Below are 18,466 nucleotides of genomic sequence, written 5' to 3'. Positions count from 1 at the left end.
TCCTGAAGCGGATCCAGCAGGAGCGGCCAGCGCTCTACGCGGCCCAGAAGCAGTCACCGTCCCCGGTCCTCTAGCCCGGGACGCGGCCGACCAAGCCGCCGTGAGGCGACTGCCCTTTCCGCCCTACACTTTGACCGCCTTGTCCGCCCCCCCCGGGCCGGTCGGGGCCCTTGTGTCTTTCCACGCGGCAGCACCATCTTCGCCGCGCAGCCCGGGCGATCAGGTCGGCGGAGGGGAAGGCGCTTCGTCAAGCCGCACCGCGCGCATTGCCTCGTTCGGGGGAACCAGGCTGTGGTGGCCAAGCCCGTGGGCGGGCAGCGGCGAAGACGGTGTGTGCGGGGATACCGGAAGGTCCCGTTCCCGCGCCGGCCGCGCGGGGTCCTCGCGTAGCCGAGGCACCCTTTCGGGAGGTAGTTCACATGGTTCGTGTGCGACGAGGTCTGGCGGTGGCGCTGGCAGCCGGTGCGGTGGTGGTCGGAGGTGCGTCGGCGGCCTCGGCCGACGCGGGTGCGCAGGGCGTGGCCGCGTACTCGCCGGGTGTGGGCTCGGGCAACCTGATCCAGGTGCCCATCCACATTCCGGTCAACGCCTGCGGTAACACCGTCAGCATCATCGGGCTGCTGAACCCGTCGTTCGGCAACACCTGCGTCAACGTCTGATCCGGCACCACCTCGAAGGCCCCGGTCCGCGCTGCCGAGTAGACGCGACGGCGTGGACCGTGACCCGCCCGGCCACAGGACCGGGGCGCGCCTCGGGCGCGCCCCCCTTTGAGCCGTCGGGTCGGCTGTGGGTGGCTGTCGGCTCAGCCACCCACAGCACCTCCCGCCGGGATGCTCTGATCTCCAGGTGCGATGCTCTCGTGGTCGGGGTAGCCCTCGGCCTTGGTGCAGCGTGCTGCATCGCCGCCTGGCCGACGGATTCGTCCCCGCTCTCATCCCGTCTGGGCGCCGTGCCCGGTGGCCCACCCGTCTGCGCGACCGGATCCTCGACGGTGCTTCCTGCTCAGCTCCGGCAGCAGGCGGCTCCGGGCCGAACCGCGGCGTTCGCGTCCGGCCGCGAAGGCGCCGGAGACGAGCAGGTCACTCTTTCGGGTCTCCGGCCAATCGGCCAGGTGGATGCTGCCGAACCCGGTACGTGAACCACTCCCGCAGCACCATTCCCCGCGCCGCCATGAGCGCGGCGGCCGACGTTCCGGCCGCTGTCACGGCGCCCGCCGTGGCCGAGCTGGTCGCCTCTCCGGTGCGGCCGTCCGCCGGGCCGATGCCGGTGGTGGGTAGCGCGGTGATCCACCCGCTCCGGCCCGCGGCAAGCCGGCGGGGCGAGGCGGGCGAACAGGGTGGAGCCGGCGCGGCTTCTCAACCGCTGCGGGCGTACCCGCCACCGCGGCCGTACCGGCAAGGCGCCGGGCGGCCTGCCGCCCCCGGGCGGGCACACGGTCACCGTCCGCGCCACCGACGGCACCGGCCAGGTCCAGACAGACCGACCAGCGCGCGCGGACGATCCCCGACGGGCGAGCGGCGACGCAGCGTCTTCGCCACCGTCCCATAGACCCTGATGGCGCTCTTTGAATCTCCCCAGGCCCGGCCCCACCACAGGTTCCCGGCCCGGCAGCACCACCCCTGAACCCCACAACCCTGACAGACCGACAGAAGCTCAAAGAGGAGCAACTGATCATGAACACCGTGCAGATCCGCCGTACCGCGATCGCCGTCGCCGCAGCCGCCGTGCTGCCCTTCTCCCTCGCGGCCTGCTCCGACTCCGGCGAGACCAAGGCCGCCCCCGCGGCCGCCGGTGATGAGGCCAAGACCGGTACGAGCAACCCGATGGACGACTCGACGACCGGCGATCAGCCGTTCGGCGCTGAACCCGGTCGCCACCGCCGCCTCGAACAACCCGGCGCTGGCCACGCTGGTCGCCGCGGTCAGGCAGGCCGGTCTCGTCGACACTCTCAAGAGCCCGCGCGAGCGGCGACGGGAACGGCCGGTGGCCCCGCCCCAAGGGGGCGGGGCCACCGGCCTGACCGACGACACGACCGCCCGATGCCCCGTCGTTGTCACGGAAGCAGCGCGCGGGCCGGACCCGGCAGAGGTCCTGGCCGCTACTTCTGGTTGATGGGCAGGGCCAGGTCGGTGACCTGGTACCGGGCCGGGAAGGCGCCCTTGTCGGTTGCCTTGCCGGTCAGCACGTCGACCGCGTAGAGGCGGTAGGTGCCTGCGGTGCCGATGGCGGCGAAGCCGCGGTTCACTCCGGTGGCCGGGCTGTAGTGGATGTCGAAGCCGGCATCGAGGGCGGCGTCGACGCCGAGGTTGCCGGTGGGGGCGAGGGTGCCGGCGTTGGCAGGGGACTGCAGGGAGATCCGGTCGGCCATCGTGTCGAGGTCGAACAGCGTGGTGGCCGTCGCGGCGTTCAGGTCGTTGTTGGTATAGGCGGCGCCCGTGACGCCCATGGCGGTCGACGGCGGCGTGGTGGGGTTGGTCAGGGTGCCGTCGACGGTGGTCACAAGCGGGGCGGCCGCATCGTCGATGTTGTGGCGCAGGTTCTGGCCCGTGTCGGAGATGACCCGCAGCCGGTTGGCCGCCGGGTTGAAGTCCACGCCGAACGCGGTCCCGGCCAGCGCCACGGTCAGCTGCGACACCTTGACCGCCTTGGCGTTCGTGGTGTTCAGGGTGTAGATGCCGCCCCTGTTGCCGACGCCGTACAGCTTCTCGTCCTGGACCCGGAAGTCGATGCCGACGAGCTTCGTGTCGCCGGAGAGTCCGGAGACCCTGCCCAGCGACCAGGTCTTGGACGGCTTGGCCACGTCGAACTCGACGAGGCGCTGGTCGCCGGTCAGGCCGATCGCGGTCAGGCCGCCCTGGCCCTCCGTCGCAGGCCTGGCCTGCGGCGGGGCGCCGGCAGCGGCGGCGGCCAGCGCGGGCGCCGCGCACAGGGCCGCGAGGACGACGGCGGACGCGACGGTGAAGGTGTGCTTTCGCATGGTTGCTCCCGAATCGGGTACCGCGGCCAGACGGCCGCAGGCTCGACCGGGATTCGCAGCCGACGCCGCCGCAGACGTGTGACCGGGGCGGATACCACCCGCATGGCCCAGTTCGCGCACCACGGTGCCCCTGCCGGCCTTGGGCGCCGGCGCTCTCGCGGCGGTCGGCGACATCTACACGCGCTGCGCCGCGGTGTCGGGCACAGGGCATCCGTTGGACGCCGAGATGGGTGCTAGGCCAGGCGCTTCTTCGGCCGGGGTAGCTGGGGCGTCGGCGTGGACGGCGGCGCGGCGCGTGGCCCGGCCGGCCGTAGTCGTCTTCGCCGGGGCCTTGCGGGCGTGCGGGGCCTTCTTCCCGCCGAGTTCGGCGAGTCGGCGTTGCTGTTCGGCGTTCAGCCGGTCCCAGTTCCGCCGCTGTGAAGCGAGCCACCGCCCGATGTCCTCGCCGTGCCGGGTCACTCCCGGCACGATCGCGGCCGGCCGCGCACCGTCGGCGAGGAGCTGTGCGAGGTAGGCGTAGTGCCGCTCCAGTCGACCGTCCACCCCAGCGTGCCCGGGTCTGTGGACGGTCGCTCACTTCCCAAGGGCTAACTTCACGCAATTCCCCAGGTGCTGGCCTGGCGCAGCCGCTCGTCCTGCTCCTCGATGCATGTTTGGGGACCTCGCGGGCGCCCTCCGCGGTACGGGCCGGCCTCTTCGAGCGTGTGAGCGAGGTGGTCGGCTTGCCCTTCCAGGTCGGCCAGACGTGCTTCGGAGACCTGGTGGCGCCTGCTGCTGTTCTTCCCGGCCAAGGTGAGTGGGCATCCAACTCGACTCGCTAGTCTGGGAGTTACTGTGACAGGTGTATGGGGGAGAGGGCGATGGGCGACAGAGGCCGGCGGGGAGAACGCGACGAGCTTGGTATGGCTCGCTACCTGGTTGCGCGCTTGGCACCCGACGAGCTGGCGTTGTTCGACGAGACGGCGGCCGCCGTTCCGCGCCGGGGGAGGCGGAAGCATCGCCGTCGCGACGACCCGCTCGGCTTCGGTGTAGCTGATGCTGCCGCAGTGCTCTTCACCACCGTGGCATGCGGTGTGGCGAGCGAAGTAGCCAAGAGCCTTGCCGAGGACGCCGGGCGGCGGGTCGCCGACCGCACGCGGGGCTGGCTGCGGCGCCTGAGGCCGGGCCAGCGGCAAGGAGCTCTGGCTGACGAGGCCGCAGGCGAGGACCTGGCACCGCTGTCGGAGGACACCCTGGCCGGCGTCCGGGGACTTGCGCATCGTCGTGCTGTCCTCCTCGGCCTCCCGCAGGACCGGGCAGAGCTTCTGGCGGAGGCTGTGGTGGCGTACCTGCGCCAGCCCACCGGCGACGACGCCTGAACCGCCGTGGAGGAATGATGCCCGATGCCGATCACTGCGACGGATCCGGAGCCCTCGCCGGGGCGGCCGTTTCTGCTGCCGTCCGCCACGCTGACCGCGTTCGTCTTGTTGATCGTCGCAGTTCTGGCGTTCAGCGTGATCAGACAGCCAGCCTACTACTTGCTCTTCACCGGAGGCTGGAGGGACCTCCCGAGCGATCCGCTCCACTCGTGCGTGCGGCAGGGCATCGCGAGCGTCGGCGGCCCGGCCGCGGCGATGGACGTGTGGGCAAGCGGCCGACGGCTGCCGGGCGTGGCCGAGTGCTCTCGCGATGCCCCCAAGCCGTTGCACTCCGAGGCGTTCTTGTACAACGCGGGCCTGCTGGTCGCCGCCACAGGGCTGCACTACTGGCTTCGCGCGACCAGGCAGGCCCGCCGTCGTGGCGTGCGGCCCATCACCGCAGACAACTTGCCGCGCCTCGACGCCGAGCTGTTGCGCTTGGCCGATCGTGTGATCCCCGGTCGGCGGGTGCACTTTCTGATCGACCTGCTCGACCCAGCGGCGAACGGCGTGGCGTTGGGCAGGATCGGTCAGCGGTACGTGATCCTCGGGCGAGGTGTGTTGTCGCTGCTCGACCGGGACCAAGAGGCATTCGAAGCCTTGGTCTTGCATGAGCTGGCGCACCTGCGCAACCGCGACGTAGACCTGACGATGATCACGCTCGGGTTCTTCCGGGTCTATTCGGTACTCGTGTTCGCACCCGTCGCCCTCCAGTCGCTCCTGTACGTGGCATTCGGCGTGCATCAACGCCTCTACGCTGCGAGCTTTGTTCAGATGTCGGGACTGGCACTACTGCTCGTGGTGGCGCGGGCCCAGGTGCTACGCAGCAGGGAGTTTCAGGCCGATGCACGCGTCCTGGAGTGGCAGGAGCGAACCGAGCCCTTGACGCGGCTCCTCCGCTCCGACGGGAAGAAGGGCTCCGCTGTTGGCGCGTGGGCGTTAGTGCGGCGGCTGAGCGACACGCACCCCACCATGACGTCGCGGGTATGGGCAGTGAAGAACCCGGCTCCGCTGTTGGCGCCCGGCTTCGGTTTCGCGCTGGTGCTAGGCGCATGCCTGGTGCTCATCTGGGACCCGAGTACGGCTCCGGCAGCGCTGTGGAGTAGCGATGCGATCTGGAAGCTGTGGTGGCCCGAGCCCGTAACCGCACTACTGATGGTGCTCCTCGGCTTGTCGGTCCTACGCGCTGCTCTGCATCAGAGCCTCCCTCGGTTGCACGCACTACGCTGGGGCATTCCCCTCGGCCTGGTGGCCGGCACCGCTGTCTCACCCATGCTGCTCCTCAACTGGCTGACCATGCCGACCTCTCTCGGCATCGAGGTGGGCAACTTACTGCTCCGCGGCACCCTCCTGGGACTGCTGATCCTTTGGTGCGAGTACCTGGCCGCGGCATGGGCACCTGCGGTTGCGGCGGCCCGCCGGCCGCTGCTCATCGCCTTCCTGCCTTGCGCCGCCATCGTCGCCGTCGCCCTGACCACTGCCCGGCCGGTGTTCGAAATGCATTCGGGGTTCATCCTCACGCGATACAACGGCACGGCTTTGAGCGACCTGCCCGGCCCCTTGCTCGTGTTCGCCGTGGCCGAAACGATCGCCCTCGACGCCTGCTTCGAGCACATGCCGTGGTTCTTGGGAATGGCGGCCCTGCTGTTCGGTGCCCCAATGGCAGGGCGGCTCTGGCGGCCGCGGCGTCCGGCGGTGGTCTTCTCGGGCAAGGCCCTGCCCGTCCGGCTGCCCAGCTGCGGGGCCGCCTTCCTCGTCGGCGGTCTGACCTATGCCGCCTTGTGGTGGGCATTACGGGGGTACCTCGACGTGGTGTGGGAGGCAGCGCTCAGCCCCCTGTCCGACGGGATGTTGCTGGCCGGCGTGCCAGCCGTGGTCGGCGCCGTCGCAGCAATCTCCTCCCCTCACCCCTTGCGGCGGGCAGCCGTCGCGTCAGCCCTCATCGGCATGGCGCTTGGCACATTGTTCGCGGTGGCCCTGGACATGCCCGTGACATCCAGTCGCCCCTACCTCGTCTTCGGCGTCCAAGGCGCCTTCCTCGCCGCGCTCACCGTCGCGGCAATGACTCGCTCAGCGGAGGCCACCGCCCCGCCGTCCGCTGAAACGGATGTCGCAGTGCCCCTCTGACGACCATCGGTCGTGGGCAGGCGGGCCCTCGCTCGGGTCTGCCCGGTGACACGGCGCATTGGCCGACCATCAGGGTGCTGGCCCGGAACCGCGGACCGTCACCGGCCGACCACGGTCACCGCCCCATGGGGGAACGTGACCACGAGGGTGGGGAATTGGGCGACGCCCAAGCTGCCGGGAGCGGGGAACTGGATGACCGTCGACACGCCGGACTGCTCCCCGCGGACCGCACGCCGTCCGGGTACCGGATGTACGACGAGGACGCGGTGGAGCGCCTGGCCTCCATCTCCTCGGCCAAGCTGCTGGGCCTGGCCCTGGAGGAGATCCGCGAGCTCCTCGACGTCGGCGAGGAAGGGGTGTGCGCCTCGGTCCGGGCGCGGATGGTCGCAAACGGTGGCGCGCGGCGGCATGCCCTTGAGGTCTGCGGGGCCCCTATCTCTTTGGTCAAGGGAAACGGGGCTGCGTTGGATCGAACGGCCAGGCAGCATGGCGGTGTGCTGATCTTCTGCGGGATGACGTGAGGTGCCTCTTCGACTGGAGGTCGACCAGGAGCTCGGTGACGTTCACGCGGCCAGCTTGAGGGTGTCGCGCCAGGCCGGACTCGGCGTGGTGAGGCGGCGGGCCATGTTCGCGATTGAGGCCCAGTAGACGCGCGAGGCGGAGGTGTCGGGCCGGTGGTCGTACTCGCGGGCGAGGCGGCGGTGCAGCATCAATGTGCCGTTGACCTGCTCCACGATCCACCGCTTGGGCTGCGGAATGAAGCCTTTGCCCTGGTCGGCGGGGTTGCGGCGGACGATCTCGATGTCGATGCCGGCCAGGGCGGCGTGGATGAGGACCTCGTCCTTGAAGCCCTGGTCCACCAGGGCCTTCTCCAGACGGTTGCCGCACCGCTCGGCGGCCTGGTCGAGCAGGGCGGTGCCGGCGGCGTTGTCATGGGCGGAGGCGGCCAGCACGACGACGCCGATGATCAGCCCCAGGACGTCGACGGCCAGTCCCCGCTTGCGGCCGACACCTTCTTGTTGGCGTCCAGTCCCGTCGTGGTCTTCGGGACACCGGCGGCCGCGCGGACGGACTGGGTGTCGATGATCACGAGGGACGGGTCCTCTAACCGCCGGGCTCTCTCCCGCACCTGGCAGCGCAGGAGTTCCTGGATACGCTGGTCGAGGCCGTCCTGGCGCCACAGCGTGAAGTAGTAGAACACCGCTGACCAGGCCGGCAGGTCGTGGGGCAGGTAGCGCCACTGGCAGCCCGTTCGGTTCTGGTAGAAGATCGCGTTCACGACTTCCCGCAGGTCGCAGGCCCCGGGATCACCGGTCGCCGACCGTGCCACCCGGTCCTGCTTCCACGCCGTGATCATCGGCTGGATCAACGCCCACTGCTCGCCCGACAAGTCGCTGGGGTACGGCTTTCTCTCCATGGCCCGCATCTCGGCATGAACATGCCCAGCAGGTGGCCGGCGTGGCGATCAGTACCACGATCGAGCGATCACGAACCGAGGAAGATCGGACTTAACGCCCTCTCAGACGACCGCCCCCGTCCCCCTCTCCTTCTTCCTCCGCGCGTCCAACGGGATGTACCCGTCAGGGACTTCCTTCGCGGCGCGGCGGTCCCGTGCCGGTGGGGGGGTCGGGTTGCGGTGTTCCAGGGCGATCGCGATCGGGACCGCGGTGAAGATGGTCGAGGCGATGCCGACCAGGACGCCCGCGATCAGCGCCACGGAGAAGTCCGCCAGCGAGTCGCCGCCCAGCACCGCCAGTGCGGTCAGGATGAACAGGGCTCCCATGCCCGTGTTCACCGTGCGCGGGAGTGTCTGGACCACCGCGTGGTTGGCCGCTTTCTCCAGGTTGCCTCGTGGGTCTCGGCGGCGCGCTTCGCGGACGCGGTCGAAGACGACCACCGTGTCGTTCACGGAGTAGCCGATCACCGTGAGCAGCGCCGCCAGGAAGACGCTGTCCACCGGCTTGCCCAGCCAGGCGAACAGGCCCACCACGAGGAGGACGTCGTGGACCATCGCAGAGACTGCCGCTGCCGCCAGGGTCCAGCGGAACCGCACGCTGAGGTAGATCAGCTGGGCGGCCACCGCGATGCCCAGGGCCAGGAGCGCCTTGTGGCGCAGTTCGCTGCCGAGGCTCGGGCCGATCTGTTCGTCACGTTCCACCGTGACGGTTCCGCCGGGCTCCTCCAAGGCCGCCTTGACGCGATGCTGTTCGTCGTCGGTGAGCTTCTCCGTGCGTACGGTGATGTCGCCGTCGCCGGACTCCTGCACCACCGCGCGCGGGAACCCCGCGTCGGACACGGCGTTCCGGGCCGTGTCCGCGTCGACGGACCTGCTGGTGCTGTACTCGACGAGGCGGCCGCCGGTGAACTCCACGCCGAAGTCCAGGCCGCGGATGAAGATTCCTGCGACGGCCACCGCCACCAGGAGTGCGCTCGCGCCGAGCCAGCGGCGACGGTGGCGGACCAGGTTCGGGTTGCGGCGGGACAGCCATGTGCGGACTCGGCCCGTCGAGGCGATGCCCGTCAGACCGGGGCGCTTGCGTACGAAGCTGCGGGCGACGGCGAAGTCCGCGAGCGCGCGGGTGATCACGAGCGCCGTGAGCATCGATGCCAGGACGCCGATGCACAGGGTGATCCCGAAGCCCTTGACCGGGCCCGTGGCGAAGAAGAACAGCAATCCCGCGGCGAGCAGCGTCGTCACGTTCGAGTCGATCACCGCGCTCCATGCCTTCGCGAAGCCGGTCTTCACCGGCTTCGCCAAGTCCTTGGAACGGACGCCCAGGTACTCCTCCCTGGCCCGTTCGAAGACCAGGACGTTCGCGTCCACCGCCATGCCGATCGCCAGGACGAACCCGGCGAGCCCCGGCAGCGTGAGCGTCGCGCCGAGCGCCACCAGAGCGGCGTACGAGATGAGGCCGTACAGCGCGAGAGCCAAGGCGGCGAGCGCGCCAAGGAGCCGGTAGACGACGGTGATGAACAGTGCGGTCAGGGCGATGCCGATGAGCGCGGCCTTGGTGCTCGCCTCGATTGCGTCGGCGCCGAGCGTCGGGCCGACCGTGCGCTGCTCCACGACGTCGAGGGGCACCGGCAGCGCGCCGCCCTTCACGAGCGCCGCCAGGTCGCGCGCCTCGGCCCGGCCGAAGTCGCCGCTGATCTGCGTGGAACCGCCGATGATACCGGTCCCGCACACCACGTCCGCGGTGACGCCGGGCGCCGAGATGATCTTGTTGTCGAGGGTGATGACGACGCGGCGTTCCGGAGCGCCCTGAGGCGCGCAGGCCGCGTCCGAGGTGATCTTCGCCCAGGTGTCGTCCGCGCCCTTGCGGAAGTCGAGGGAGACCATCCAGCCGCCCAGCGACTGCTGGTCCAGGACCGCCTCGGCGTCCTTGACCCCCTCGCCGGTGAGGGCGGTGGGACCCAGCTTCAGGTGGTTGCCCGGCTGGTCCGGGTCGGGCAGGGTGCGCGATCCGTCGGCCTCGGGCTTCGCGGAGCCCTTGTCGGCCGTCGCCCCCGTCACCGGGTGGACCGTGAGCTGTGCGGTGCGGCCGATGACCTCGGCGGCCTTGCGTGGGTCCTGCACTCCGGGCAGTTCGACGATGATCCGTTTCTCGCCGGAGCGGGCGATGCCGGGTTCGGAGACGCCGAGGGCGTCGACGCGCTGCCTGAGGACCTCCAGAGCGCGGTCGGTGGATGCGGCGTCGGCCTTGACGGTGGGTGAGTCCCGGGTCTCCAGGACGATCTGGGTGCCGCCGCGCAGATCCAGGCCGAGGCGGGCGGATTGGGTGAGGGCGATGTAGAGGGACAGCGCGACGGCCGCCAGCGCGACGATCGCCCTCCACAAGGGTGGGCAGGACAAGGGTGCGCGAGACATGCGTACTCCACGATGAGGGCAGGACGGAGGGACGCGTGACCGGCACCGCGCGGTGTGCGCCGGGGCAGAAGGGTCAGGCGTCGATGACGGTCTGCGTGCTCATCGGTGGGGCGGGCCGCGCGGGGCGGCGGACTCGGCCGGCCTGCGCGGCGGCGCGAGTGCGGTGGCGGGGCCCGTGTCGGGCCCGCCCAGGGCGCGGCGCGGGGCCGTGTCGACGGCCGTACGCGCGAGGCCCGCAGGCTGCGGGCCCGGGATGTGGGCGTCAGGTCGGTGCGTGACCGCGACATGCCGCGCCGGGACGTCGTCGTCCGGTCCTGCCCCTTGTCCGACGTGCCCCGCCACCGTGTGGTGGGCGAGCGGCCTGTCGGCGGGCATGAGCATGCCCTGCGCCCCGGCCACCGGGACGAACAGCGCGAGGACGGTGACGACGAGGGTCAGCGCGGACGCGGCCAGACGCGCGGAGCGGCTCCCTTGCGGCACGCGTCCCCCATCGCTTCGGTGCTCGTCGGGTGCGCACGGCGTGGCCCCGCCCTGCTCAACGTATGGGGCGCCCCGATCCGTTCCGTGTTCCTCGGCGTTCTTCGGAAGCCGAAGAACTTCAGCAACAGCGCGAAACCCAGCCGGTTCGCCGCCCCCGACTTGCTCCGCAGCCGCTCCTGGTCCTCCTCCAAACAGCGTCCAGACCTCGATCAAGTCATCCGGCTCCCACTCCTGCCGCACCCCGCACCCCGCACTCCCTCCGGTCTTCGTGACCGGAGCAACGTCGCCGAGCGGCTCCTCAAAACTTGTCACTTCGTGGCAGCTTCGGGAGGACAGGGCTATCTACAGAAGTCCGAGCTTCTCCTCGATGTGCTTCACCGTGGTGGTGACGCCGAGGAAGGTGACGCCGGCCGAGCCGATAGCGATGAGTGCGGTCGCTCCGAGGTGGCGGGTGAGCAGGAGGGCGATGAGCGCGCCGACAGCTCCGGAGAGAACGGCGATGAGGATCGCCATGACCTTCACGGTCTTCGAGGGCCCGTTCGTAGTGGGCGCGGTCGCGTCCTGAGGGGACGCCGCTTCCTGTGGGGCGGCCGGCCAGGGTTTTTGAGAAGTGATCTTGTGTCCGGGTTCGTCAGGTCAGGCCGAGGGCGGTGAGGGGCCGCTGGTGGTCGCGGCCCGTGCGGCGGAGGGCGGCTGCGATGTTGGTGTGGCCGTCCTGGCGGTGGACGCCGATGGCGAGGTTGCGCAGGCCGGCCATGATGCGAGGCAGGTGCCGGGTGCGGATCTTGGAGGCGTCCTCGTGGAAGGGCTGCTGAATGAACTCACGCAACTCGGGGTTCTGGCCGATCTTGCCGGGCTTCGGCCGGCGCCTGCGCTGCTCGGCCCGGCGGTGGGCGGCATGCGGCCGGTAGGTCCACTGGCCGTTCGACCACAGGGCGCCGTTGCGGCGTATCTCGCGGCTGACGGTTGACGGGCTGCGGCCCAGCTCGGCGGCTATCTGCCGGATCGTGGCCTTCTCCCGCAGCCGGTCGGCGATGTGGATGCGGTCGGACTCGCGCAGGTACCGGTCAGGTGCTTCCGGCTCCGGCGGAGCTGGAGGCACGATGACCAGCTCACGGTGCGGTGCCGCCGGATCGACCGGCGGCACCGCCTTTTTACTGCCGGAGGCATTCCGGCCGTTACGCCACCGCTTGCCCGTCCGCGGGTTGATCCCGACGAGGCGGGCCGCTTCCGGGAAGCTGACTCCTTGATCCACAAGGCGGAAGTATTGCTCCCGCTCGCGGATCAGCTTCCTGGGCCCCTGCGGTCGCCGGTCCGTCCGGATCTCGAAGTCCATCGCACCCCTTGAGCTGGGGTGTTGCAACGACCACTAGAACGGAAGCTTCCGGTGGGGCCCTCGCTGCGTCAGGGCACGGTTAGGGCGGCTACTCCGCCCATGTCTCCGGCTCGCCACCACGCCACTCCACGAACTCGCTGGGCGTGAAGTCGAAGTCTTCCGCGTTCTCCATCCCGGCCTGTCTCAGTAGCTCCGGGATGTCTGAGGCCCGGTGTGACCACCCCGTCTCTTTCCCCCTTGCTGGGCGAGTTGTGAGAAAGCGCCCCTGGCGGCGGCCAGCCGAGCGTGGACGGTCGCTGGCCGCGCTGTGGCTCTTCGGCCAGGCGCGGCCCAGCACCGCCCAAGCCGCGGGAAAACCACTTGGAAGTGATCAGTCCTGCGGGGGGAGGGGGTTCACTCGGTAGAAGAGTATGTAGTTGGCCTCATCCCCGGCGAATGACTGAAAGCGCAGCCCCTGATTCAATTCCGACTCTTCGATCAGGATGGAGCCAAGGTGGTCATCCTCATCGATGTCGTCTTCGTCGAAGAGGGACACCACAGCCGAGCCGTCGATAGGTTTGACGAGGTCGAGTTGCCACTTCTGTCCATTTGATATGTCCTGGATGCCAGCTAGGAAATTACCGTTGTAATGCAGATACGCCTCATCGTTTCCAAAGTCCTCTGTTTCCAGACATTCGAGCCTCACGAACCTAACTTCTGCAGCCATTATATTTCCTCCGATTTATTTCTCTCTGTTCGCCTATGGTGCGATCAGAGATTGCCATGGGAGCATGCGCTCCCCTTCTTGGTTAATCACGCAGCCAGGCCCTTTCCGGACAGTTCAGCCCGGTTGCCGTGACCCGTGCTTCAAGTAAGCCCCTGCTCAATCAACCTCGCATGCCCCTGAATATCGGGACTTGACAGGCCTGGGGCGACGGCTCCGCGGTCGCCGCGGACGGCACCCACATGGACACCTACCTGGAGGGCAGCCGTTTTCCGGACCTGGATGAGGTGCCGAAACTGGTGGTCGAGCATGTGCGTGGCCTGCTGGAGCTGGGCGACGAGGTGGAGCCGCGGCATGATTCGACGCGTACGGCCGCGCGGCAGCGGGATTTCGTACGGGAGCGGCTCGGCGTGGTCTACGACCCTGAAAAGAGCCGCCAGGTCGCCGCGGCGGCGCTCTACGGGGCGGTGCAGACCAAGGACAACCCGGCGGACCTGATCAATGTAGCGCTGGCGAAGCTGGTCAAGGCGAGGCTGGAACTGCCCGGCTACACCACCCTGGACGAGATGACCTCAGCGATTCGTACCGAGGTGAACGAGGAGTTCTTCGCGGCGATCGTGTCGCGGATGGACGAGGTCGAGAAGGCCCGGCTGCTGGGACTGCTGCGGGTACCTGCTGGGGCACGGAGCCGTTTTGACGAGCTGAAGCGGCCGGCGAAGTCCCCGACCATCTCGCATCTGCGCGAGCACCTGAAGTACCTGGATGGTCTGGAGTTGCTGGGGCGGACGGGGATGTGGCTGGAGGGGGTGCCGCCGGGCAAGATCACGCACTTCGCTGGACAGGCAGGAGGGCAGCCGGAATACGTAGGAAACGTGCCGCAGGCCCGGAGGGTCACAACTCAGCTCCTACGGCGGGCTGCCGGGTCGCGCTCGGCGACGTGCCGGGCGACCACGTCAACGCGGGGGCGGGCGTACTGCTCCAGGGAGCGGACAGAGGCGTGCCGGGAACGGGCCAGCAGCATGGGGGTGGAGGTGCTAGTGCTTGGATGTACGACTGTGCTCTCCGCCGACGAGCTCGGAGATCTCGAACTTGTAGTGGCGCTGGGTGTTGAGCTTCAGAACACCGTTGAGCATCCGCGTATCGAGCGCGACCCGCGCACCCTTCTTGTGGCCCCACGGGCTGGTCTTGGCCAGGCGCCCGTTGGCGACATCAGCCAGATTCTGCCGCGGGAGGGACGCCTTGTCGGTACCGCCCACGTGCGCCTTGGCGTAGGTGATGCCCTTCGTGTTCAGGATGGAACGGGCCAGCCGAACCGACTCGCTCGCCGGCTTCGCGGGTGCGTGGTGCCGGGCTGCTTTTCCGTGCTTCCCCGGGGAGGGATCCGCTGCTGCGGTCGGCCCGGCAGCAAGAGCGATAGCCGAGACCGTCGCAGCGACGTAGACAGCGAGTCGCTTCATGGGTGGGTCCTCATTCCTCTGTGGACGGCAGAACTGATCAGGAAAGCAGGCGACTTTCCGGCAACCCGGCAGATTTCCCACCTGATCGAGGTACCCGCGCGTCAACACCCCGTCGCATATGGAAGACCACTACGAGTGAGCTGGGGCCCCTCTTCGATATGAGGGCGCACCCAAGGCGGCCAGCAGCCCAGTTTCGCCGGTACGCAGGGGGAGCAAGCGTCACCGGATACGCCTCTGCACGGCTGGCCGGGCATCACCCTGCGCTACATGTCCGTTCGCCGTAGTTACACGAGAACAGGGCCATTTCCGCCGATGTCGATGCCCTGGCGGCGTTCTTGCGCGCCCGCGTCGAAGAGGTCCAACAGCGCCGCCCCTTCGGGAGTACCGAGCACCAGATGGCGAGGTGCCTGTGGATCTCGCTCGACCGCCCGCTCACGCGGCTGCGCAAGGCGTTCGGCTACGACGACGGCTCCCGCGAGGTCCTCGACCTCAAGGACCGGAACTTGACCGATCTGTGGATGCCCACACTGCCGTGGCGGCAGCACCCCGACTTCAATACGGCGCGCTGGCGGTCCTTCAGGTACCGCGACCCCGGGCACGAGGTGGAGATGGCCGCCTACCACCGGAGCCAGCTGCGATAGCAACGCCTCGACGCCTGAAGGCTCCGTCGTCGGCGCCTCCGGCGAGGACCTGCAGCTGCACCGTGTGCTCGATGCCCACCGCCCACGCGTCGCGCACTTCCGCAGCGCTACCGGCATAAGCCTGACAGTGGCCATCCCCCAGTCCGCCCTCGACCAGCTCACTGACCCGAAGGGAACGGGCTCCCCGCGGCCCAGGACGCCGACGCCGTCGAGAACCACGCCGAGGCCATCGACAAGCGGCTCACCGCCCGCATCCCCGCGCGCTTCCTCGAACCCGAGGACTGAGCCCGCGACACTGTCCGCTCCGCCTGCCACAGTGGCCGTCGTAGTCACACACGGGCTCCGCGCCCGGCACGTCCGTCGTGTCGGGGGCGCTGTCATTCCCGGCCTGGACGCCAGCCACAGAAGGTGCGCCCCACTCAGCGTGCACGCGGTCCCGGTCCGCAGGGCCTCGCTGCAGTCCCACTCGCCCCGGCCACGCCTGTCCCCTGGCGCCCGGCCCCATACGGGCTGCGGTTGGAGGGCCGGCGCCCGCTGCCCGGACGTGCACCGGCTTGCGGTGGTGACCACGACGGCGATGGGCCGCCGATGTCCCGACCGGCCCGCGTAGATGGTCCGGTGATCCGTCTACTTGTTGCGCTGTGTGTCCCATTTGCGTACTCCCCAGACGGCGAACGCGGTGCATGCGGCCGTGATCAGGCTGGCGGGGAGTTCGGTGAGCAGGCCCTGGGCTACGAGGGCGAGTGCCGCGTCGATCATGGTGCCTCCCGGTGCGATTCCAATCGGTCTCACCCAGGTTCGCCCCGGCCTCAGGCCCGCTGACGTGGTCTGACGCCCCCTGACAACTTAAGGCAGAGATTTACGAGTTCGGACGCGGTACGTTGCCCGTCGGACGTCGTTGGACGCTTCTGGACACTCTGCGGGGGAAGATGCATGGCTCGGCTCACGGCTCCGACGTTTCCGCCCGGGCCACGCAAAAGGCTGAGCGATGAACTCCACTCGGTTCATCGCCGGGCGGGATGGCCCTCGGTGCGGGAGCTGGCCCGTGCGCTCGGTACCGCGGTGGTGAGCTCCAGCCGCATCCACGACGCTTTCACCAAGCCCCGGCTGCCCACATGGGGGCTCGTGCAGATGTTGGTGGTCGAACTCGCGAGCCGGACACCCGGCGCTGATGCGGCAGCCGAGGTGAAGCGGCTTCACACTCTGTGGGACGAGGCCGCGCAGGCCGATCTGACGGACACCGGCATTGAACCACTGCCTCCGCAGGCTGTGTCGTCGTCTCACTCGCCGACGGCCGGTGCGCTTCGGAGCATCCTCCTTCTTGAGCTGGAAGGCTTCCACAGGCGAGACGATGTTGAGCAGGCGTACAAGCGCCGCATGCTCACCAGCCTCCTGGACAGCGTCGCCAGGACCGCTGGCATCACCCCCGCAGCGCGGCTGCAAGCAGACCGGGGCGACAGCGTCATCGAGCTCATCGATGCGGCATTCCCCGTGGCCACCCTCCTGCGCACCCTGCTCAGTGACATGCCCGCGCAACTGAACGCGGTCAACCGGCTCGCCTCGGGCGCTGCCCGCCTGCGTCTGAAACTGGTCCTGGCCTCGGGCAGGGTGGTCGTGGGCAAGCACGACGCCTGGATGGGCACCGATCTCAACGACGCCTGCCGCCTGCTTGATGCTGACGTGTTGCGGATGGTGATGCGTGAGGGAAAGAGCAACTACGCGCTAGGCCTGTCAGAGGGCGTCTACCAGGGAGCCGTTCGTCATAACCGCGTGGGCATCCCGGCGCAGGACTTCCGCCCGGTAGCCGTTCCCACGAAGGATGGGGTGAGGCAGATGTGGCTGCACCAGCCGTTCCCCAACACCAGCTCAGACCTGAGCCCCTCCTATTAACAGGCCGCTGCCGCCACCCCATCCGGTGGTGGGTCGGCCAGCGCCGCACCCATCACCCCCGCTCGGGACACTTCGGCCCGCCATCCGGGCCAAACACGTCAAGCGCCGTTGACCTTGAGTGGAGGGGAAAGGCAACTGTATTGGCCGGCGAAGGCCCCCGGAACCACCGGCCCCAGCCACACACGATCCACCGAGCGAACGCCGCCCGGCGGCCGACGCCCTCCCCTTCGCGGGCGCAGTATCGACCCAGGTGTCTTCAATTGAAGACACGCCTCATCGACCCCACGCGCCCCGCGAAATCCCGCAGCAGACGAAAGGGCCACGGGGCGTACCTCCGTCGTGATCATCGCCCGTTAGCGCGACCCCGAGTGAGGCATCTGTGCGTGGCCCGAAGCCGTTACTGACTTCGGCTCGTCGGGGTGAATCTTGGTGAAGTGCCTGCTGGGCTTGGAGCTGTGGCTGTATCCCGTGGTGTGTGAGGTATGCGGATGGGGGCGGGCTGACCCCTGCAGGGCGTCAGCGCCGTGAATCGGTACGGATACAGGCGGTCGGGCTGTTCGAGCAGAAGGCCAAGCCGTCGGAGGTCGCCCGGCGCCTGCGGGTAAGCCTGAAGTCGGCCTACCAATGGCACCGACTCTGGCGCGACGGCGGGGCTGCGGCACTGGTCTCGTGTGGACCGAGTGGTTCGCGGTGCCGGCTGTCGCCGTACTGCCTCGAGAAGCTGACAAGGTTCCTGGAGGAAGGTCCGGCGGCGCACGGCTGGGTGGAGGACCAGGTGTGGACCGCGTCGAGGGTGGCCACGCTGATCGGCCGGAAGTTCCACGTCTCCTACAGCGTCTCGGGTGCCACCCGGTTGATGCACCGGCTCGGCTTCAGCCCGCAGGTTCCCGCGCGGCGTGTCGCCGAGCGTGACGAGCAGGCCGTCATGCATGGAAGGAGGCGACCTGGGCGGAGGTAAAAGGGCCCGGGCGGCCTGCGGGGGCTACGTCTGCTTCGAGGACGAAGCGGGCTTCACCCGTCGGCCGCCCCGGGGACGGACCTGGGGCAGGCGAGGCCGCACCCCGGTCGTGACGGTGAGCGGGCGCCGCTCGGGACGGCTGTCGGTGGCCGGCCTGATCGCCATGCGGCCCGGCTCCCGGACCCGGCTGTGCCACCGGCTGCGGACCCACCCCAGGCAAGGGCAAGCGCCGCAGCATGGACGGGCGGGACTTCATCGTGCTGGTCGACGGCGTCCATCAGCTGGTCAAGGCGCCGATCGTGCTGATCTGGGACCGGCTGAACACCCATGTCTCGCGCAAGATGGGGACCTCGTCGCCGAGCGGACGTGGCTGACAGTGTTCCTGCTGCCCGCCTACGCGCCCGACCTGAACCCAGTCGAAGGCGTCTGGGCGCACGTCAAGCGCAGCCTGGCCAACCTCGCCGTCATGGCCCTCGACCGACTCGAAACCCTCGTCCGCAACCGTCTTAAACGGCTTCAATACCGGCCCGACACCCTCGACGGCTTCATAGCAGGCACCGGCCTGACGCTCGACGCCCCGGCATCACCTTGACGAGTCGAAGTCAGTAGCACGGTGATCGGCATGTGGGGCG

General features: G+C 69.3%; 16 protein-coding genes and 4 pseudogenes. 11 read left to right on the top strand and 9 right to left on the bottom strand.

What is annotated here, in order from left to right:
- Positions 1-419: 419 nt before the first annotated feature.
- Both ACFWFZ_RS27300 and ACFWFZ_RS27295 read left to right on the top strand, forming a co-directional pair.
- On the top strand, positions 420-659 hold the full coding sequence (locus tag ACFWFZ_RS27300; RefSeq protein WP_387125622.1) for a chaplin: 240 nt from the start codon (positions 420-422) through the stop codon (positions 657-659).
- Between the two features lie 1,014 nt (positions 660-1,673).
- Positions 1,674-1,956, top strand: a pseudogene (locus ACFWFZ_RS27295) (fasciclin domain-containing protein); the annotation flags it as partial.
- A 142-nt stretch (positions 1,957-2,098) separates the two neighbouring features.
- Here ACFWFZ_RS27295 and ACFWFZ_RS27290 read toward each other — a convergent pair.
- Both ACFWFZ_RS27290 and ACFWFZ_RS27285 read right to left on the bottom strand, forming a co-directional pair.
- Positions 2,099-2,977, bottom strand: coding sequence for a DUF4394 domain-containing protein (locus ACFWFZ_RS27290; RefSeq protein ID WP_387125621.1), 879 nt, complete (start codon positions 2,975-2,977; stop codon positions 2,099-2,101).
- Between the two features lie 174 nt (positions 2,978-3,151).
- Positions 3,152-3,520 carry a helicase associated domain-containing protein gene (locus ACFWFZ_RS27285; RefSeq protein ID WP_387125620.1) on the bottom strand — a complete coding sequence of 123 codons (369 nt, stop codon included), beginning with the start codon at positions 3,518-3,520 and terminating at the stop codon, positions 3,152-3,154.
- Between the two features lie 359 nt (positions 3,521-3,879).
- Between ACFWFZ_RS27285 and ACFWFZ_RS27280 the strand changes: the two genes are divergently transcribed.
- From ACFWFZ_RS27280 to ACFWFZ_RS27270, 3 genes are all read left to right on the top strand, one after another.
- The gene (locus ACFWFZ_RS27280; protein ID WP_387125619.1) at positions 3,880-4,335 is read left to right on the top strand and encodes a hypothetical protein; all 456 of its coding nucleotides are present in this window, start codon (positions 3,880-3,882) and stop codon (positions 4,333-4,335) included.
- A gap of 24 nt (positions 4,336-4,359) precedes the next feature.
- Positions 4,360-6,501 carry a M48 family metallopeptidase gene (locus ACFWFZ_RS27275; RefSeq protein ID WP_387125618.1) on the top strand — a complete coding sequence of 714 codons (2,142 nt, stop codon included), beginning with the start codon at positions 4,360-4,362 and terminating at the stop codon, positions 6,499-6,501.
- A 125-nt stretch (positions 6,502-6,626) separates the two neighbouring features.
- Positions 6,627-7,022, top strand: coding sequence for a MerR family transcriptional regulator (locus ACFWFZ_RS27270; RefSeq protein WP_387125617.1), 396 nt, complete (start codon positions 6,627-6,629; stop codon positions 7,020-7,022).
- Between the two features lie 42 nt (positions 7,023-7,064).
- On the opposite strand, the pseudogene ACFWFZ_RS27265 reads toward ACFWFZ_RS27270, so the two are convergent.
- From ACFWFZ_RS27265 to ACFWFZ_RS27240, 6 genes and pseudogenes are all read right to left on the bottom strand, one after another.
- Positions 7,065-7,918: pseudogene (locus ACFWFZ_RS27265) on the bottom strand (IS5 family transposase).
- Between the two features lie 102 nt (positions 7,919-8,020).
- Positions 8,021-10,369, bottom strand: a complete 2,349-nt coding sequence (gene secD, locus ACFWFZ_RS27260) for a protein translocase subunit SecD (protein WP_387125616.1) — start codon at positions 10,367-10,369, stop codon at positions 8,021-8,023.
- A 99-nt stretch (positions 10,370-10,468) separates the two neighbouring features.
- Positions 10,469-10,849 (bottom strand): hypothetical protein, encoded by a 381-nt coding sequence (locus ACFWFZ_RS27255; RefSeq protein WP_387125615.1) that lies wholly within the window; start codon positions 10,847-10,849, stop codon positions 10,469-10,471.
- Between the two features lie 342 nt (positions 10,850-11,191).
- On the bottom strand, positions 11,192-11,362 hold the full coding sequence (locus ACFWFZ_RS27250; RefSeq protein WP_387125614.1) for a hypothetical protein: 171 nt from the start codon (positions 11,360-11,362) through the stop codon (positions 11,192-11,194).
- Positions 11,363-11,648: 286 nt separating this feature from the next.
- Positions 11,649-12,185, bottom strand: a pseudogene (locus ACFWFZ_RS27245) (helix-turn-helix domain-containing protein); the annotation flags it as partial.
- A gap of 370 nt (positions 12,186-12,555) precedes the next feature.
- A complete protein-coding gene (locus ACFWFZ_RS27240; protein ID WP_387125613.1) occupies positions 12,556-12,891 on the bottom strand; it encodes a hypothetical protein in 336 nt (111 codons plus the stop codon).
- Positions 12,892-13,130: 239 nt separating this feature from the next.
- On the opposite strand from ACFWFZ_RS27240, the gene ACFWFZ_RS27235 reads away from it, so the two are divergent.
- Together ACFWFZ_RS27235 and ACFWFZ_RS27230 are read left to right on the top strand one after the other, a co-directional pair.
- Complete coding sequence (locus ACFWFZ_RS27235) at positions 13,131-14,507, top strand: DUF4158 domain-containing protein (RefSeq protein WP_387125612.1); 1,377 nt, start codon at positions 13,131-13,133, stop codon at positions 14,505-14,507.
- A gap of 233 nt (positions 14,508-14,740) precedes the next feature.
- On the top strand, positions 14,741-14,986 hold the full coding sequence (locus ACFWFZ_RS27230) for a hypothetical protein (RefSeq protein ID WP_387125611.1): 246 nt from the start codon (positions 14,741-14,743) through the stop codon (positions 14,984-14,986).
- 627 nt (positions 14,987-15,613) lie between these two features.
- Here the strand turns inward: ACFWFZ_RS27230 and ACFWFZ_RS27225 are convergent.
- Positions 15,614-15,745, bottom strand: coding sequence for a hypothetical protein (locus ACFWFZ_RS27225; RefSeq protein WP_387125610.1), 132 nt, complete (start codon positions 15,743-15,745; stop codon positions 15,614-15,616).
- 270 nt (positions 15,746-16,015) lie between these two features.
- Here ACFWFZ_RS27225 and ACFWFZ_RS27220 point away from each other — a divergent pair, with 270 nt between their 5' ends.
- From ACFWFZ_RS27220 to ACFWFZ_RS27205, 4 genes and pseudogenes are all read left to right on the top strand, one after another.
- The gene (locus tag ACFWFZ_RS27220) at positions 16,016-16,876 is read left to right on the top strand and encodes a hypothetical protein (protein ID WP_387125609.1); all 861 of its coding nucleotides are present in this window, start codon (positions 16,016-16,018) and stop codon (positions 16,874-16,876) included.
- Positions 16,877-17,414: 538 nt separating this feature from the next.
- Positions 17,415-17,947 (top strand): annotated as a pseudogene (locus tag ACFWFZ_RS27215) (transposase).
- A 123-nt stretch (positions 17,948-18,070) separates the two neighbouring features.
- Complete coding sequence (locus tag ACFWFZ_RS27210; RefSeq protein ID WP_387125608.1) at positions 18,071-18,208, top strand: hypothetical protein; 138 nt, start codon at positions 18,071-18,073, stop codon at positions 18,206-18,208.
- Positions 18,209-18,210: 2 nt separating this feature from the next.
- On the top strand, positions 18,211-18,426 hold the full coding sequence (locus ACFWFZ_RS27205) for a transposase (protein WP_387125606.1): 216 nt from the start codon (positions 18,211-18,213) through the stop codon (positions 18,424-18,426).
- Positions 18,427-18,466: the final 40 nt, after the last annotated feature.

Source organism: Streptomyces sp. NPDC060232 (genome assembly GCF_042726555.1).
GTDB lineage: Bacteria > Actinomycetota > Actinomycetes > Streptomycetales > Streptomycetaceae > Streptomyces.
This window is presented reverse-complemented; position numbering and strand designations above follow the sequence as displayed.

Coding starts and splice junctions, on each gene's coding strand:
- ACFWFZ_RS27300 (WP_387125622.1), top strand. CDS start 420: ATGGTTCGTGTGCGACGAGGTCTGGCGGTGGCGCTGGCAGCCGGTGCG.
- ACFWFZ_RS27290 (WP_387125621.1), bottom strand. CDS start 2,977: ATGCGAAAGCACACCTTCACCGTCGCGTCCGCCGTCGTCCTCGCGGCC.
- ACFWFZ_RS27280 (WP_387125619.1), top strand. CDS start 3,880: ATGGCTCGCTACCTGGTTGCGCGCTTGGCACCCGACGAGCTGGCGTTG.
- ACFWFZ_RS27275 (WP_387125618.1), top strand. CDS start 4,360: ATGCCGATCACTGCGACGGATCCGGAGCCCTCGCCGGGGCGGCCGTTT.
- ACFWFZ_RS27270 (WP_387125617.1), top strand. CDS start 6,627: ATGGGGGAACGTGACCACGAGGGTGGGGAATTGGGCGACGCCCAAGCT.
- secD (WP_387125616.1), bottom strand. CDS start 10,369: ATGTCTCGCGCACCCTTGTCCTGCCCACCCTTGTGGAGGGCGATCGTC.
- ACFWFZ_RS27250 (WP_387125614.1), bottom strand. CDS start 11,362: ATGGCGATCCTCATCGCCGTTCTCTCCGGAGCTGTCGGCGCGCTCATC.
- ACFWFZ_RS27240 (WP_387125613.1), bottom strand. CDS start 12,891: ATGGCTGCAGAAGTTAGGTTCGTGAGGCTCGAATGTCTGGAAACAGAG.
- ACFWFZ_RS27235 (WP_387125612.1), top strand. CDS start 13,131: ATGGACACCTACCTGGAGGGCAGCCGTTTTCCGGACCTGGATGAGGTG.
- ACFWFZ_RS27230 (WP_387125611.1), top strand. CDS start 14,741: ATGGCGAGGTGCCTGTGGATCTCGCTCGACCGCCCGCTCACGCGGCTG.
- ACFWFZ_RS27225 (WP_387125610.1), bottom strand. CDS start 15,745: ATGATCGACGCGGCACTCGCCCTCGTAGCCCAGGGCCTGCTCACCGAA.
- ACFWFZ_RS27210 (WP_387125608.1), top strand. CDS start 18,071: ATGGACGGGCGGGACTTCATCGTGCTGGTCGACGGCGTCCATCAGCTG.